The organism is Zafaria cholistanensis, assembly GCF_008580665.1.
In the GTDB taxonomy this organism is placed as follows: domain Bacteria; phylum Actinomycetota; class Actinomycetes; order Actinomycetales; family Micrococcaceae; genus Zafaria; species Zafaria cholistanensis.
In genome coordinates, this window is the sequence record NZ_BKDJ01000003.1 from 239,565 (window position 1) to 254,703 (window position 15,139).

Sequence of the window (15,139 nt, forward strand, 5' to 3'; positions counted from 1 at the left end):
GCTACTTCCGCGAGTCGGGGTGGTCGTCCCCGATGTGGCCGGGTGCGTTGGCGGCCAGGACCCGCTGGACGAAGGCCGCGTATTCGTCCATGTAGTGGCGCAGGAAGGCCTCGGTGGACTCGTTTCTGACCTCACCGTCGTCCCCGAAGACCTCGGGGCTGAAGGTGATGTACGCCTCCGGTGCGTTGAGTTGGGGTGCGTCGAGGAAGCTCAGGACGCTGCGCATCGAGGACTGCATGACCGCGGTGCCGATGCCGCCGGGGGAGGCGCCGATGATGCCGGTGGGCTTGCGGGCGAACGAGTTTGTGCCCCAGGGGCGCGATCCCCAGTCGATGGCGTTCTTGAGCGCGCCGGGGACGGACCGGTTGTATTCGGGGGAGATGAACAGGAGGCCGTCCGAGGACTCGATGGCCGATTTCAGGGCCGCGCCCGCGGCGGGGAAATCGGCATCGTAGTCCGGGTTGTAGAGGGGGAGGTCCCTGATGGGGATCTCGGTGAACTCGAGTTCCTCCGGCGCGAGCCTGATCAGCGCCTTGGAGAGGGTGCGGTTGATGGAGTTGCTGGCCAGGCTGCCGACAAAGTATCCGATCCTGTAGCTGGGCACGGCTGCTTCCTTCCCTGGGCGGGACGGGGCGGACGGGGCGGGGAAAGCCGGGGATCCTCCCGTCCGCGCGTGGATAAGGGTCACACGCCTACCGGTTTACCACGGTGTTCCCTGCCCGCATAGGTCCCGCGGGCGGCCGGCGGAGGTGGCAGCTGCTCCCCGGTCGCTCCTGCTACGCGGCGCTCTGGCCCGCCTGGAGGCCGCCAAACACCATGGCAATGATGTTTTCCTCCACCTGCCTGGCTGTCACGGGTCCCTCGGGCCGGTACCAGTCGACGAGCGAGTTGATGGTGCCGAAGAGCAGGCGGGTGGTGGTGCGTGGATCGATGTCGGGGCGCAGGGAGCCCTCCTGCTGGGCGGCAACGACGAGGTCGGACACCCTGCGGTCCATGGCGCGGCGGCGTTCCAGCGCATGGCGTTCCACCTCCGTGTTGCCGCGCAGGCGCAGCAGCAGGGTCACGTAGGGCTGGCGCTCGATCAGCACCGCGATGGTGGAGCGCAACACGAACTCAAGCCGCTGCGCCGCGCTGCCGGTGGAGGCCCGCTCGTCTTCGGCAATCGCCTCTAGGGGTACCAGGGCCTCGTCCAGGGCCAGCCGCAGCAGGTCGCTCTTGGAGGCGACGTGGTGGTAGATGGCGGACTTGCTGATGCCCAGGTTCTCCGCCAGGATCCCCATCGAGGTCGCGTCATACCCGTGCTTGTTGAAGACCTGGACGGCGACGCTGAGCACGGACTCCTGGTCGTAGCCGGGGCGGCCGCGCTTGGCGCCGGGCGAAGCGGTTGAAGGTTGGGGCATGGTCTCGATTCTCCCATAAGTCAGGGGCGCGGCGGCGGCATCGGGTGCCGTCGCCGCGCCCCCGGACGGCCTTTCCGGCGCTACTTGTTGCGCAGGTCGTAGATGCGGCGCAGCTTGCCGGAGGAGCGGGCGAGGGTGCCGGGCTCGACGACGTCGATGCGGCAGGAAGAGCCGATGTTGATCTTGATGGCCTTTTGCAGTTCGGTCCCGGCGGCCAGGCCGCGCTCGGTGTCGCAGTCCTCGCGGCGTTCGATCTTCACGGCCAGTTCGTCCATGCGGTTGGGGCGGGTGATCTCCAGCTGGAAGTGCGGGGACAGGCCCGGGACCTTCAGCGCGATCTCCTCGATCTGGGACGGGAACAGGTTCACCCCGCGCAGGATGATCATGTCATCGCTGCGCCCGGTGATCCGTCCCATGCGCCGGTGCGCCGGGCGGGCGGTGCCCGGGAGCAGGCGGGTGAGGTCGTGGGTGCGGTAGCGGATCACCGGCAGCGCCTGCTTGGTCAGCGAGGTGAAGACCAGCTCGCCGTGCTCCCCGTCGCCCAGGACCTTCGTGGAGTCGAACGCGTCCAGGATCTCGGGGCGGAAGTGGTCCTCCCAGATGTGGCTGCCGTCCTTGGTTTCGTTGGATTCGCCGGCCACGCCCGGGCCCATGACCTCGGAGAGGCCGTAGATGTCGCAGGCATCGATGCCCATCATCTCCTCGAGCTCGTGGCGCATCTCCTCGGTCCACGGCTCGGCCCCGAGCACGGCGACCTTCAGCGAGGTCGAGCGCGGGTCGATGCCCTGGCGCTGCATCGCGTCGGCGATGGTCAGCAGGTAGGTCGGGGTGGCCAGGATCGCGTCGGGTTCGAAGTCCAGGATCATCTGGATCTGCTTCTCCGTCTGCCCGCCGGACAGGGGGATGACGGTCGCGCCCAGGCGCTCGGCGCCGGCATGGGCGCCCAGGCCGCCGGTGAACAGGCCGTAGCCGTAGGCGTTGTGGACCTTCCATCCGGGCTTGACCCCGGAGATGCGCAGGCTGCGGGCCACCAGCTTGGCCCAGTCGTCCAGGTCCTGGCGGGTGTAGCCGACCACGGTCGGGCGCCCGGTGGTGCCGGAGGAGGCGTGGATGCGGGAGACCTCGTGCTGCGGGACCGCGAACATCCCGAAGGGATAGGTCTTGCGCAGGTCCTCCTTCTCCGTGAAGGGGAACCCGGCCAGGTCGGCCAGCTCCTTGAGGTCGGTCGGGTGCACGCCCGCGGCGTCGTACTTCTCCCGGTACAAAGGCACCCGGTCGTACGCGTAGGCCACGACGTGCTGCAGGCGCGCCAGCTGGAGGGCCTCCAACTCGTCCCGGCTCATGGTCTCTTCCGGATCCAACGGGTTGGGAAGCTCGATTCTGGGGGCAAGGGTCTCAGTCATCGTGGGCCTTACGTGGTTGTTGCGGGGTGGGGATCTGTGGCGCCGGGCGGGCTCAGCGCTTCGGCAGGGTGCGGGAACAGCCGCGGAATTCGGCGATCACCTCGTCCTCGCCGTCCGGGACGGACTGGAGGACCTGGACGTCGTAGATGCCGGTGCGGCCCGACTGGTTCCGCCGTTCCGCCGCGGCCGTGAGCGTGCGTCCCGGAATGCCGGGCCGCAGGAAGTTGATGTCCGCCCCGGCGGCGACGGTGATGGTGTCCGTGGAGCCGGTGTGCGGATTGCAGGCGAGGGCGAAGGCGGTGTCCGCGAGCGCGAAGATCATCCCGCCGTGGGCGATGCCGAAGCCGTTGAGCATTTCGCGGCGCAGTTCCATGGTGATGGTGGCATGGCCGTCGCCGACCTCCTGGACCTGGATTCCCATCCACTCGGTGGCATAGTCGTTCACCAGGATGGGGTGTGCCGGCCGGGTCCCGGCTTCCCGCTCGGGAGCGGAAGGCCCGGGGGTGCGCGTCGTGGCGTCGATCATGTGATGTCCTTCACCAATAATTACCGAATGTTCATTAGGTAATCCTGTTTGGGGCCATAAGTCAAGGAAGGCCGGAACCGCGGCCCCGGCCGGGACCGCCCCGGTCTCCGGTCCCCCATGACCTGCGGCCGCCCGGTCCGGGGACGGGGCGGCCGCAGGGGATCGCGCGGGATCGTGCAGGCGGGCCTGCCGGTCAGACCCGGTCGGCCGCCCCCAGCGCGTCGAGCACGAAGGCGTAGTCCCAGGCGCGGTCCTTCCAGGCCTCGTAGCGGCCGGAGGCGCCGCCGTGGCCGGCATCCATCTCGATCTTCATGACGATCGGCGCGGAGCCGGTGGTCATCTCGCGCAGCCGCTGCACCCACTTCGCGGGTTCCACGTAGAGCACGCGGGTGTCGTTGAAGCTGGTCACGGCGGCGACCTTGGGGTAAGGGGCGGCCACAACATTGTCGTAGGGGGAGTAGGACTTCATATAGGAGTACACCTCCGGATCCTGGATCGGGTTCCCCCACTCCTCCCACTCCAGGGCGGACAGCGGCAGGTCGGGGTCCAGGATGGAGGTCAGCGCGTCGACGAAGGGCACCTGGGCCACCACGGCCGCATACAGCTGCGGCGCCAGGTTCAGCACCGCGCCCATCAGCAGCCCGCCTGCGGAGCCGCCCATGGCAGCCACCCGCTTGGGGTCGGCCCAGCCGGTAGCCACGATGTGCTCGGTGACGGCAATGAAATCGGTGAAGCTGTTTTTCTTGGCGAGCTTCTTGCCGTCGTCGTACCAGCGGCGGCCGAGTTCGCCGCCCCCGCGCACGTGCGCCACGACGAACACCACGCCGCGGTCCAGCAGGCTCAGCCGGGCGATGGAGAAGCCCGGATCCATGCTGATCTCGTAGCTTCCGTAGCCATACACCAGTGCCGGGTTGGTGCCGTCCGCCATGACGCCGCGCCGGCGCACGATGCTCACCGGGATTCCGGTGCCGTCGGAGGCGGTGGCCCAATCGCGTTCGGCGACATAGTCGGACGGGTCGTAGCCTCCCTTGACCGGAGTCTCCTTGCGCAGGGTCAGGGCCCCGTCGGCCAGCGCATAGTCGTAGACGCGCGGAGGAACCAGGTAGGAAGTATAGGTAAGCCGGACCAGCGGGGAATCGAACTCCGCGTTGGCCAGCGCACAGGTGTACAGCTCCTCCCCGAAGACCGGCTCCACGGGCTCGGCCTGTTCCGGGGTGCCCAGTCCGGCCAGGGGCAGGACCTGGACGCGCTCGGTTGTGTCCTTACGGACGGAGACCACCACGTGGGTGGAGGTGACGGCGGTGCCTTCCACCTTGACGTCTTCGCGGTGCGCGACGACGGTGGTCCACTCCTGGGCGGCCAGCGGCTTGGCAAATTCCTCCGTGCGGACCAGGGACACCATGTTGTTGACCGCTTCCCGGTTGTGGGTGACCAGGTAGGCGCGCCCCCCGGGGAGGATGACGGGGTCCATTCCGTGCAGGATGCGCGCCTCGCGGGAGAGCAGCAGGCGCGGGCGGGCCGCGGCGTCGGTGAGGTCGAGGGTGTGGGTTTCGCTGTATTCGGAGTTGCCCACGCTGATCAGCAGTTCGGTGCGGTCCGGGGACAGGTCGAAGCCGGTCCACATCCCGGGGTCGTCCTCCTGGAAGAGCACGGTGTCCGCGGCCGGATCGGTTCCCAGCGTGTGGGACTTGATCTGGTGCGGGCGCCAGGTCTCGTCCACCACGGTGTAGTAGGCGCGGGTGCCGTCGGGGGAGAATGCCACCCCGTAGAAGACGCCCTCGATCGTGTCCGGACGCAGTTCCCCGGTGGCCAGGTCCTTGAAGCGCAGGACAAAGCGTTCGTCGCCGGCGTAGTCCGCGGCGTAGGCCAGCAGGTTCCCGTCTTCGGTGACGGCCATCCCGCCGATGGAGAAGAACGGATGCCCCTCGGCCTCGGCGTTGCCGTCGAGCAGGACCTGTTCGCCCGCGAAGGGCTTTCCGGGTTCGACGACGGGCGGGGTCCAGTCCGCGGTGGCGTCCCCGGTGTCCCGCGCCGCGACGCGGCAGTGGATCGGGTACTGCTGGCCCTCGGCCGTGCGGGTGAAGTACCACCAGCCGCGCTTGCGGGCCGGAACGGAGAGGTCAGTTTCCTCGGTCCGTTCCTTGATCTCGTTGAAGATGGCCTCGCGCAGCTGCTGCTGGTGCGCGGTCACGGCCTCCGTGTAGGCGTTCTCGGCCTGCAGGTGCGCGATGACCTCGGGGTTCTCCTTGTCACGGAGCCATTCGTAGTCGTCAACGAACACGTCCCCGTGGTGGCGGCGTTCGGTGGGGACCTTTTTGGCAACGGGAGGCTGGGGCAGGGAGGCAGGTTCGCTCATGGTTCCATTCAACCCAAACCCGGCTCCGGGCGGCACCAGCCGCGCCCGGTTGTTCGCCCCGGGCGCACCCGAACCCCGCCTCTGGGGTTTTGTCAAAACGTCCCGCCGGGCCCTATCGTCGAAGGGATTCGCGGGTCCCGCCTGCCGTGCCAACGGTGCGGGGCCCCTCTAAGAAAGGACCCACCGTGCAGCACTCCACCATGCGCGGCACCCCACTGCATGGGCCAACGCGGGCGGCGCGAGGCCGCCGGAGGCTGGCGGTCGTGGTTGCGGCCTGGCTGGCCTTCGCGGCGCTGCTCCTCGGCGCCACCGGTGCCCAGGCACAGGAAACTGACAACTCCGGCGTGGCCGGCAAGACCTTCGTGATCGGCACGGACACCACGTTCGCGCCGTTTGAGTTCCGGGACTCCTCCGGAGAGCTGACCGGCATCGACATGGACCTGATCCGGGCCATTGCCGAGAGCCAGGGCTTCGAGGTGGAGATCCGCTCGCTCGGGTTCAACGCGGCCCTGCAGGCGCTCTCCTCCAACCAGGTGGACGGGGTGATCGCCGGGATGTCCATCACCGACGAGCGCCGCCAAATCTACGACTTCTCGGAACCCTACTTCGAGTCCGGCGTGCAGATGGCCGTGGACCAGGACGACACCACCATCACCGGGTACCAGGACCTGGCCGGGAAGACCGTCGTGGCCAAGACCGGGTCCGAGGGCGAGGCGTACGCCAAGTCGATCGCCGACCAGTACGGGTTCACCGTGAATTCGCTGGACCAGTCCGCCACCATGTACGAGGCCGTGAAGTCCGGCAACGCCGTCGCCGTGTTCGACGACTACCCGGTGCTGGCTTACGGCGTCGCGCAGAACAACGGCCTGAAGACGGTCACCGAGAAGGTTCCCGGCGGCTCCTACGGCTTCGCCGTGAACAAGGGCCAGAACCCGGAATTGCTGGCCGCCTTCAACACCGGCCTGGCCCAGCTCAAGGCCAGCGGCGAATACCAGCGGATCCTGGACAAGTACCTCGCCGCCCCGCAGTCCGCCGCGCCGTCGACGTTCCTGGACCTGCTCACCTCGTCCTTCCCGGCCCTGATGAAGGGCCTGGGCAACACGCTGCTGGTGACCGGCATCTCCTTCGCGGTGGCCATGGTGCTGGGACTGGTCTTCGGGTTCTTCAGGGTCTCCACCAGCAAAATCCTGCGCGGCATCGCTACCGTGTTCGTCGCCGTCTTCCGCGGCACGCCGCTGCTGGTCTGGGCTTTCTTCTTCTACTTCGGCATCCCGCAGTTGACGGGGCAGCCGATCAGCATCTGGGTGGCCGGCGTCCTGACCCTGGCGCTGAACTCCGGTGCCTACATCACCGAGATCGTCCGCGGCGGCATCCAGTCCGTGGACCCGGGGCAGCTGGAGGCCGCCCGCTCGCTGGGCCTGGGCTATGGCAAGTCCATGCAGCGCGTCGTGGTGCCGCAGGCGTTCAAGATCATGACCCCCTCGCTGATCAACCAGCTGATCATCATGCTCAAGGACAGCTCGCTGCTGCTGGCGATCGGGTTCGCGGAACTGCTCTACCAGGGCCAGCAGATCTACGCGGGGAACTTCCGCATTACCGAGACGCTGTTCATCGTGGCCGTCATCTACTTCGTGGCCATCATGGCGCTGACCTGGCTGGCCAATACCGCCGACAGGAGGTTCAACAAGTGAGCGAGTCGATCGCGCGCCCGGAGGGGCGCCCCAAGATCACTGTCACCGGCCTGCGCAAGTCTTTCGGGAGCAGCGAGGTCCTCAAGGGCATCGACGCCGTGGTGTCCGAGGGCGAGGTGGTCTGCGTGATCGGACCTTCCGGGTCCGGCAAGTCCACCTTCCTGCGCTGCCTGAACAAGCTCGAGGACATCACCGCCGGGCACGTGCTCGTGGACGGGTTCGACCTGGCCGACCCCAAGGTGGACATCAACGAGGTCCGCCGGCACATCGGGATGGTGTTCCAGCACTTCAACCTCTTCCCGCACATGACCGTGGCGGAGAACATCATGCTGGCCCCGATGGAGCTGAAGAAGGTTTCCAAGGCCGAGGCGCGCGACCAGGCCCTGGCCCTGCTGGAGAAGGTCGGCCTGCGGGAGAAGGCGGACGCCCGTCCGGCCTCGCTCTCGGGCGGCCAGAAGCAGCGCGTGGCCATTGCCCGCGCGCTGGCGATGAATCCCGGGATCATGCTCTTCGACGAGGCCACCAGCGCATTGGACCCTGAGATGGTCGGCGAGGTGCTGCAGGTCATCAAGGACCTTGCCCGTACCGGCATGACGATGGTGCTGGTAACCCACGAGATGGGCTTCGCCCGCGAGGTTGCCGACCGGGTCATCTTCATGGCCGACGGCGTGGTCTGCGAGGAGGGGACGCCCGAGGACGTGTTCGGCAATCCCCGGCAGCCGCGGCTGCGCGAATTCCTCTCCAAGGTGCTCTGAGGCCTTTCCGTATTCCCTGGACCGGGCGGGTGCCGGGACCTCTGGTCCCGGCACCCGCCCGGTCCTACGCTGGAGGCATGGACGCACTGCCTCTTGCCTATGAAGAGTTCTTGGCCGGCCTCGACCAGCATCTTCGGAACGCGGTGATGCCGGTGTTCCGGGAGTCCGTGGCGGAGCACCGGTACGGCGTGCTGGTTCGGGGAACCGGGCTGCACGACCTCCAAGCCGTGGTCGACGAGACCCTTCCCTATGGGGAAGTCAGGATCGCCGCGGGCTGAGGGCACGCCTCCGTCCGACGGGCGCCGGCAACCAGTAGTCTGGGGATACGGATCGTTCCGTGAGCACAGGGGCCATGACATCGGGGTCATGGGACCCGGCTCCGGGGAAAGGCGGCGAGGACGTTGAGTTCGGCCCAGGCAGATGGAAACCACGCAGGCGGCAACCAGGCAGGCGAAAGCCAGGCTGGTGAGTACCGGGCAGACGAAAACCAGGCAGGCTGGACGCAGGTGGGGGAGCGCTCCTGGGTCCGCCGCAGCGGCGGATTCGCGCTGAATGCGGGGTTGGTGGTCGGCGACGAGCGCGCGCTGCTGGTGGACACCGGATCCGGCCCGGCGGAGGCCGCGGAGATCTTCGCCTCCGTCCGCGCCCTGACCGACCTCCCGCTGGTGGTGGCGAACACACACGCCCACGGCGACCACTTCTTCGGCAACGCCTACTTCCGTGCCCGCGGCGTCGAGGACATCTGGGCCCACTCCGCCGCCGTGCGCATGATGGAGGAGACCGGCGAGCGCCAACGCCGGATGGTCCGCGAGTTCGAGCCCGCCATGGCCGGGGCCGAGGGCCCGGACACCGCGATCGAGCTTCCCAACCGCGTGGTCGAGGACCAGCCGGTGGACCTGGACCTGGGCGGCCACAAGGTCACCCTTTTCCACTTGGGCCGTGCCCACACTGACGGGGACCTGCTGGTCGGCTCCGGCAACGTGCTCTTCGCCGGGGACATTGTCGAGGAGGGTGCGCACCCCAGCTTCGAGGACTCCTTCCCCTACGAGTGGCAGAAGGTCCTGGGCAAGCTGATCGCGATCGACGAGCTCTACACGGTGGTCGTGCCCGGCCATGGGGACGTGGTGGACCAGGACTTCGTCCGCACCCAGTTCCGCCGGCTGCTCCAGGCGATCAGGACCACCACCACGGCCATCCACGAGTCCTCGGACTACACCAAGGCCGTGCCGGTGCTGCCCTACGGGCCGGTGCAGTCGCGTCACCTGATCCTGCGCATGAAGGCCACGGGGTCGGGCAGCGGGGGGACAATGCTCCGCTAGGAGCCCCAGGCCGCCCTCCGGGGACCGGCATGGTGCCGGGAGGCGCACCGGGGGCGGGACTAGGATGTCCCGGTGACCAGCGGCGAATTCAAACTCAGGGACCTTGGGTTCAGCGTGTACGGACCGTCCCTGCTGTATTCGGTCGGTACGGGAGCCATCCTGCCCGTCATCGCGCTCAGCGCCCGCGGGCTGGGGGCCACGGTCGCCACCGCGACCCTGGCCATCACCCTCATCGGCATCGGCTCACTGCTCACCAACGTCCCGGCCTCGGTGCTCACCGCGCGGTTCGGCGAGCGCGCGGCGATGATTGGCGCCGCCGCCTGGGCCACCTGCGGCATGGGACTGGCCCTGGCCGCTCCCGTGCTGGCCCTTCCCGCGCTGGCCGTTCCCCCTTTGGGCGTCTTCGCCGCGGGCATCCTCATGATCGGCATGGCCGGCGCGGTCTTCAACCTCGCCCGGCAAAGCTACCTGGCGGAGGCCGTTCCCGTGCGGTTCCGGGCCCGGGCCATGTCCACGCTGGGCGGGGTCTCCCGCATCGGAACGTTCATCGGTCCCTTCGTCTCCGCCGCGGCCATGGTGTGGTTGGGCCTGCCCGGTGCGTACTGGACGGGGATGGCCGCCATGGCCGCCGCGGCGGTGGTCAGCCTCCGGATCCCGGACCTGGCCGGAGGGGGGCGCCCGGCCGCCGGGAACGGCGCCGTCCGGCCGACCATCCGCTCGATCGCGGTCTCGCGCGCGCGGATCCTGGCGACGCTGGGCCTCGGCGTGCTGCTGATTTCCGCGGTGCGTGCCACCCGGCAGGCGGTCATCCCGCTCTGGTCCGAGCAGCTGGGACTCGATGCTCCCACGGCTTCGGTGATCTACGGCCTGTCGGGGGCCGTGGACATGCTGGTCTTCTACCCGGCGGGCAAGCTCATGGACCGCAAAGGACGGGTCGCGGTGGCGGTACCGGCCATGGTGGTCATGGGGGCCGCCCTGGCGCTGCTGCCGTTGACCGCGCAGGCCTGGACCCTGCTGGCCGTGGCCATGCTGCTGGGGTTCGGCAACGGCATCGGCTCCGGGATCGTGATGACCCTGGGGGCGGACTTTTCGCCCCGGCAGGGACGGCCGCAGTTCCTGGGCCTGTGGAGGCTGCTCTCTGATGCCGGGGTCATGGGCGGACCCGTGGTGCTGGCGGCAATGACCGGGGCGGTGTCCCTGGCCTCGGGCATTTGGACCGTGGCCGCGCTGTCCTTCGCCGGGGCCGCCATCTTCGGGTACTTCATCCCGCGCACCCCGCGCTCCGGGTAGCCCCCGCGGGAAACGGCCGGGCGTGGTGCCCGTTCAGTCCCGCCGGCGGGTCTGCTGGGCGAAGAACGCCGATCCGAGGCCGAAGAGGAAGGCCGCGGAACCGCCGATGAACAGCACCGCCGCGAGCAGGTGCCAGCCCAGGAGGCCGGCCGTTCCCTGGAGCGCCGGGGGCCCGATCGCCAGTTGGTACACGGCGACGGCCCCGGCGAGGCCCCCCAGTCCGGGCACCCACAGCACGGCCTGCCACAGGCGCGCGGACGCCCAGTGCGCGTCGGGCCCGTCCCACACGTTCCACCACGGTTCCCGGCGCAGGAGCACCAGTCCGCCGAGCAGTCCCCAGAACGCCGCCACCAGATAGGCGCCGAGGATATCGGCGGGGCGGTGCCAGCCGAGCACCAGGGTCGCCATGCCGGCCACGGCCGCATACAGCCCGCCCAGCGCTGCCACCAGCGGCCGCCAGCGGGGTGAGGCGACCAGGAGCACCGCCACCATGGCCGCGGCCGCGAAGGTCGTGTGCCCGGAGGGGAAGGAGTTCACCGACGCCGCGGAAATGTCCTTATCCGGCCGTTCGAGCACCAGATGCTTGAGCACTTGGGCGCTCAGCACGGAGGCCGCGAATGCCGCCGCCGCCACGGCCGGGCCCCACACGCTGCGCCGCACCACCGCCGCCGCCAAAAGCGCCAGCGCCCCGATCACGGCGGAGGCTTCCGGCAGGTAGCCCAGGAACGCCAGCGCCGGCCGGCGTGCGGCGTCGGCGCCGAGGTAGGCCTCGGCCCCGCGCAGTGCGGTCTCGTCCGCCAGCTGCCCGGTGACGGTCAGGACGAAGCCCCAGTAGACGGCGCCGAAGGCCGCGGCCACGCAGAGCATGCCGAGGATCCACAGTGCCGGGTGCGGGGCGGCCCGGTGGGATGCCCCCCGCCGGGGCGGATGTGCCTTGGTTCGAATCATCGCAGTACAGCCTGCCATACCGGGGTGGGAAAACGCTGTGCGCACGCCCCTGCGGGGCGGCCCCTGCGCGGCTGGTCGCTGCGGGGATGGTTACTGCGGGGATGGTTACTGTGGAACCATGACCGAGACCGTCCCCGCCGCATTCCCCGACGCCGAAATCCCCAGTGCCGAAGAGCTGGCCGCCCGCGCCCACGTGGTGGTGCTGCCGCTGAAGGTCCGCTTCCGCGGCGTCGTTGAACGTGAGGTCCTGCTGCTGGATGGTCCGGCCGGCTGGGCCGAGTTCGCCCCCTTCACCGAATATGGCGACGCCGAGGCGGCGGCTTGGCTGCGCGGTGCGCTGGAGGCCGGCTGGCAGGGCTATCCCGACCCGGTGCGCACGCACGTGCCCGTCAATGCGACGGTGCCGGCGGTCCCCGCCTCCCAGGTGGGGCGCGTGCTGGCCGCCTATGATGCGGCCCACACGGTCAAGGTCAAGGTCGCCGAGGCAGGGCAGGCGCTGGCGGACGACGTCGCCCGCGTCGCCGAGGTGCGCCGGCTGCTGCCCGGAGCGGCCCTGCGGATCGACGCGAACGCGGGCTGGACCCTGGACGAAGCGCTGGAGGCGCTGGAGGCGCTGGCCCCGTACGGCCTGCAGTATGCCGAACAGCCGGTGGCGGGCATCGGGGGGCTGCGCCGGCTGCGCGCGGAGCTCGCCCGCCGTGGGCTCGGGGTCCCCATCGCCGCGGACGAATCCGTCCGCAAGGAATCGGACCCGCTGGCGGTGGCGCGTGCGGAGGCCGCGGACCTGATCGTGGTCAAGGCCCCGCCCCTGGGCGGGGTGCGCCGCGCGCTGCGGATCGTCGCCGAGGCGGGGCTGCCTGCCGTCGTCAGCTCCGCCCTGGACACCTCCGTAGGCACCAGGACCGGTGCGGCGCTGGCCGCGGCGTTGCCCGAGCTCCCGTACGCCTGCGGGCTGGGGACGGTCTCCCTGTTTGCCGCCGACGTCGCGGCGGAACCGTACGTGGCCCGCGACGGGAGGCTGGACCTGCGCACGGTCGCCGCTGATCCGGAGCTTTTGGAGCGCCACGCGGCCGATCCGGCCCGGCGACACTGGTGGCTGGAGCGGCTGCTGCGGTGCCGGGAACTTCTGGTTTCGGGAACTTAGGCTTCTGTTAACCCTCCAGTAGGCCCGGCGTAGCCTGTCCCTGTCAAGGTCGGTTCGGAAACCCCCAGATCTTGCGTAAGGACTCCAATGAGCCCCACCTTCCTGCCGATGCTCGGACACACCCGCGGAAACCGCTCCGCGGCGACCTGCCATTTCAAGTGCGGGAACGCCTGTGCCAAGGACGTGTGCAACACGTCCACCAACAACTACTTCCGCGACATCGCGGACACGGCGCTCTCCCGCCGCGCGCTCCTGGGCCTGGGCGGCGTGGCGGCGGCGGCGGTGGCAATCGGCGTCGACGTCGCGCAGGCCCCGGAGGCCGCGGCCGATTTCGGCGGATTCGGGCAGGGCGGCGGCAAACTGCGCTTCACCGCGATCGCCCCGGTGGAGCGCACCGTGGACGAGGTCACCGTCCCGGCCGGCTACACCTGGGAGCCGATCATCCGGTGGGGTGACCCGCTCTTCCGCAAGACCCCGGACTTCGACATCGAGAACCAGACGGCCAGGGCCCAGGCCGGGCAGTTCGGGTACAACAACGACTACCTGAACATCCTCGCGGACAAGGGCAGCACCCGTTCGGGCGTGCTCGTGGCCAACCACGAATACACCAACGAGGACCTCATGTTCGACCCGGCATGGATGGACGACGACCACGTGGACGAGGCCCGCCGCATCGCCATGGCCGCGCACGGACTTTCCGTGGTGGAACTGCGCCGCAAGAAGGCCGGCACCAAGTGGGAGTATGTCCGCGGAGGCGCCCGCAACCGCCGCATCACTGCCACCACCGTCTTCGCCGTCGACGGACCGGCGGCGGGCTCGGACCTGCTCAAGACCAAGGACGACCCGACCGGCAAGAAGGTCCTGGGCACCCTGAACAACTGCGCCGGCGGCACCACCCCGTGGGGCACCGTGCTCTCCGGCGAGGAGAACTTCAACCAGTACTTCCAGGGCACCGCCACCGGATCCCCCGAAGACTCCCGCTACGGCATCTCCGCCGGACCGACCGAGCGCGGCTGGGAACTGACCGACCCGCGCTTCTCCGCCCAAAACGCCGGCTACGAGAACGAGGTCAACCGCTTCGGCTGGATCATCGAGGTCGACCCGCAGGACCCGTCCTCGACCCCGGTCAAGCACACCGCTCTGGGCCGCTTCAAGCACGAGGGCGCGAACGTCCGCGTCGCCGCGGACGGCCGCGTGGTCTCCTACTCCGGCGACGACGAGCGCTTCGACTACGTGTACAAGTTCATCTCCAGGGACAAGTACAAGCCGGGCAATAAGAAGCACAACATGACGCTGCTCTCCGCCGGGGACCTGTACGTCGCCCAATTCAGCGGCGACTCGCCGGCCTCGGAGATCGACGGCTCCGGGACCCTGCCGGCGGACGGCGCCTTCGACGGCACCGGCACCTGGCTGCCGCTGGTGGTCGACGGCGAGTCCAAGGTCGCGGGGATGAGCGTGGAAGAGGTCCTGGTCTACACCCGCCTCGCCGCGGACAAGGCCGGCGCCACCAAGATGGACCGCCCGGAGGACGTCGAGCCGCACCCGACCACCGGCAAGCTGTACATCGCGCTGACCAACAACACCGACCGCGGCAAGGCGAACAAGAAGGCCGGGGCTGACGAGGCGAACCCGCGCGCAGGGACGACCAGCGCCACCAGCAACCGCGACGGCCACGTGATCGAGCTCACCGAGACCGGCAACGACGCCACCGCGCTGACCTTCGGCTGGAACATCCTGCTGCTGTGCGGTGACCCCAAGGCCCCGGCCTCGAAGCTGTACTTCTCCGGGTACCCGGCGGAGAAGGTCTCGCCCATCGCCTGCCCGGACAACCTGGCGTTCGACTCCAAGGGCAACCTGTGGATCTCCACCGACGGCCAGCCCGGGACCATCGGGTACTGCGACGCCCTGCACAAGGTCACCCTCGAGGGCCCGGACCGCGGCCGCGTGGAGCAGTTCCTGGCCGTCCCGGCCGGGGCGGAGACGTGCGGGCCGGTCATCCACGACCGCGACGACTCCGTCTTCGTGGCCGTCCAGCACCCGGGCGACGGCGGCACCTACGCCGAGCCGACCTCCCTGTTCCCGGACTACGTCGCGGGCCGGAACCGGGTCAGGCGCGGCCAGGCCTATGCTCCGCGCCCGTCCGTGGTCCAGGTCTTCAGCTCCCGGGCCAACAGCGGGGCGGGCCGCTCGCGCGGCGCCCGGGCCACCACGGCGGACGCCTCCTAGCCGTACTGACCCGGTCCGCGCTCCGGCCCGGACACAACATCGGTCCCGGACGCAACATCCCCTTGGATACAACGACGGCGG

The 15,139-nt window shown here is 69.5% G+C and carries 13 protein-coding genes; 7 read left to right on the forward strand and 6 right to left on the reverse strand.

Annotated features, from left to right (window positions below):
* Window position 1 precedes the first annotated feature (1 nt).
* The 5 genes from NCCP_RS04935 to NCCP_RS04955 all read right to left on the reverse strand — a co-directional run bounded on the left by NCCP_RS04935 (window position 2) and on the right by NCCP_RS04955 (window position 5,685).
* Window positions 2-604 carry an NADPH-dependent FMN reductase gene (locus NCCP_RS04935; RefSeq protein WP_149956123.1) on the reverse strand — a complete coding sequence of 201 codons (603 nt, stop codon included), beginning with the start codon at window positions 602-604 and terminating at the stop codon, window positions 2-4.
* A 172-nt stretch (window positions 605-776) separates the two neighbouring features.
* Complete coding sequence (locus NCCP_RS04940; protein ID WP_149956124.1) at window positions 777-1,400, reverse strand: TetR/AcrR family transcriptional regulator; 624 nt, start codon at window positions 1,398-1,400, stop codon at window positions 777-779.
* An 80-nt stretch (window positions 1,401-1,480) separates the two neighbouring features.
* On the reverse strand, window positions 1,481-2,803 hold the full coding sequence (gene paaK / locus NCCP_RS04945) for a phenylacetate--CoA ligase PaaK (RefSeq protein ID WP_149956125.1): 1,323 nt from the start codon (window positions 2,801-2,803) through the stop codon (window positions 1,481-1,483).
* 52 nt (window positions 2,804-2,855) lie between these two features.
* Window positions 2,856-3,329 carry a hydroxyphenylacetyl-CoA thioesterase PaaI gene (gene paaI, locus NCCP_RS04950; protein WP_149956126.1) on the reverse strand — a complete coding sequence of 158 codons (474 nt, stop codon included), beginning with the start codon at window positions 3,327-3,329 and terminating at the stop codon, window positions 2,856-2,858.
* Between the two features lie 193 nt (window positions 3,330-3,522).
* A complete protein-coding gene (locus NCCP_RS04955; RefSeq protein WP_149956127.1) occupies window positions 3,523-5,685 on the reverse strand; it encodes a S9 family peptidase in 2,163 nt (720 codons plus the stop codon).
* Window positions 5,686-5,885: 200 nt separating this feature from the next.
* Here NCCP_RS04955 and NCCP_RS04960 point away from each other — a divergent pair, with 200 nt between their 5' ends.
* The 5 genes from NCCP_RS04960 to NCCP_RS04980 all read left to right on the forward strand — a co-directional run bounded on the left by NCCP_RS04960 (window position 5,886) and on the right by NCCP_RS04980 (window position 10,740).
* Window positions 5,886-7,376, forward strand: coding sequence for an amino acid ABC transporter substrate-binding protein/permease (locus NCCP_RS04960; protein ID WP_149956157.1), 1,491 nt, complete (start codon window positions 5,886-5,888; stop codon window positions 7,374-7,376).
* Window positions 7,373-8,131, forward strand: a complete 759-nt coding sequence (locus NCCP_RS04965; RefSeq protein ID WP_149956128.1) for an amino acid ABC transporter ATP-binding protein — start codon at window positions 7,373-7,375, stop codon at window positions 8,129-8,131. The genes NCCP_RS04960 and NCCP_RS04965 overlap by 4 nt, the downstream gene beginning before the upstream one ends.
* Before the next feature lie 77 nt (window positions 8,132-8,208).
* Entirely contained in the window at window positions 8,209-8,409 is a 201-nt protein-coding gene (locus NCCP_RS04970; protein ID WP_149956129.1) for a hypothetical protein, read from the forward strand.
* 228 nt (window positions 8,410-8,637) lie between these two features.
* Window positions 8,638-9,450 (forward strand): MBL fold metallo-hydrolase, encoded by an 813-nt coding sequence (locus NCCP_RS04975; RefSeq protein WP_225873680.1) that lies wholly within the window; start codon window positions 8,638-8,640, stop codon window positions 9,448-9,450.
* A 72-nt stretch (window positions 9,451-9,522) separates the two neighbouring features.
* The gene (locus tag NCCP_RS04980; RefSeq protein ID WP_149956131.1) at window positions 9,523-10,740 is read left to right on the forward strand and encodes an MFS transporter; all 1,218 of its coding nucleotides are present in this window, start codon (window positions 9,523-9,525) and stop codon (window positions 10,738-10,740) included.
* A 33-nt stretch (window positions 10,741-10,773) separates the two neighbouring features.
* Here the strand turns inward: NCCP_RS04980 and NCCP_RS04985 are convergent, their stop codons facing one another.
* Window positions 10,774-11,688 carry a phosphatase PAP2 family protein gene (locus NCCP_RS04985; protein WP_172627299.1) on the reverse strand — a complete coding sequence of 305 codons (915 nt, stop codon included), beginning with the start codon at window positions 11,686-11,688 and terminating at the stop codon, window positions 10,774-10,776.
* 118 nt (window positions 11,689-11,806) lie between these two features.
* On the opposite strand from NCCP_RS04985, the gene NCCP_RS04990 reads away from it, so the two are divergent.
* Together NCCP_RS04990 and NCCP_RS04995 are read left to right on the forward strand one after the other, a co-directional pair.
* On the forward strand, window positions 11,807-12,832 hold the full coding sequence (locus NCCP_RS04990) for an o-succinylbenzoate synthase (RefSeq protein WP_149956133.1): 1,026 nt from the start codon (window positions 11,807-11,809) through the stop codon (window positions 12,830-12,832).
* 87 nt (window positions 12,833-12,919) lie between these two features.
* Window positions 12,920-15,058, forward strand: a complete 2,139-nt coding sequence (locus tag NCCP_RS04995; RefSeq protein ID WP_149956134.1) for a PhoX family protein — start codon at window positions 12,920-12,922, stop codon at window positions 15,056-15,058.
* The last annotated feature ends 81 nt before the right edge of the window (window positions 15,059-15,139 follow it).

Coding starts and splice junctions, on each gene's coding strand:
- NCCP_RS04940 (WP_149956124.1), bottom strand. CDS start 1,400: ATGCCCCAACCTTCAACCGCTTCGCCCGGCGCCAAGCGCGGCCGCCCC.
- paaK (WP_149956125.1), bottom strand. CDS start 2,803: ATGACTGAGACCCTTGCCCCCAGAATCGAGCTTCCCAACCCGTTGGAT.
- paaI (WP_149956126.1), bottom strand. CDS start 3,329: ATGATCGACGCCACGACGCGCACCCCCGGGCCTTCCGCTCCCGAGCGG.
- NCCP_RS04955 (WP_149956127.1), bottom strand. CDS start 5,685: ATGAGCGAACCTGCCTCCCTGCCCCAGCCTCCCGTTGCCAAAAAGGTC.
- NCCP_RS04960 (WP_149956157.1), top strand. CDS start 5,886: ATGCGCGGCACCCCACTGCATGGGCCAACGCGGGCGGCGCGAGGCCGC.
- NCCP_RS04970 (WP_149956129.1), top strand. CDS start 8,209: ATGGACGCACTGCCTCTTGCCTATGAAGAGTTCTTGGCCGGCCTCGAC.
- NCCP_RS04985 (WP_172627299.1), bottom strand. CDS start 11,688: ATGATTCGAACCAAGGCACATCCGCCCCGGCGGGGGGCATCCCACCGG.
- NCCP_RS04990 (WP_149956133.1), top strand. CDS start 11,807: ATGACCGAGACCGTCCCCGCCGCATTCCCCGACGCCGAAATCCCCAGT.
- NCCP_RS04995 (WP_149956134.1), top strand. CDS start 12,920: ATGAGCCCCACCTTCCTGCCGATGCTCGGACACACCCGCGGAAACCGC.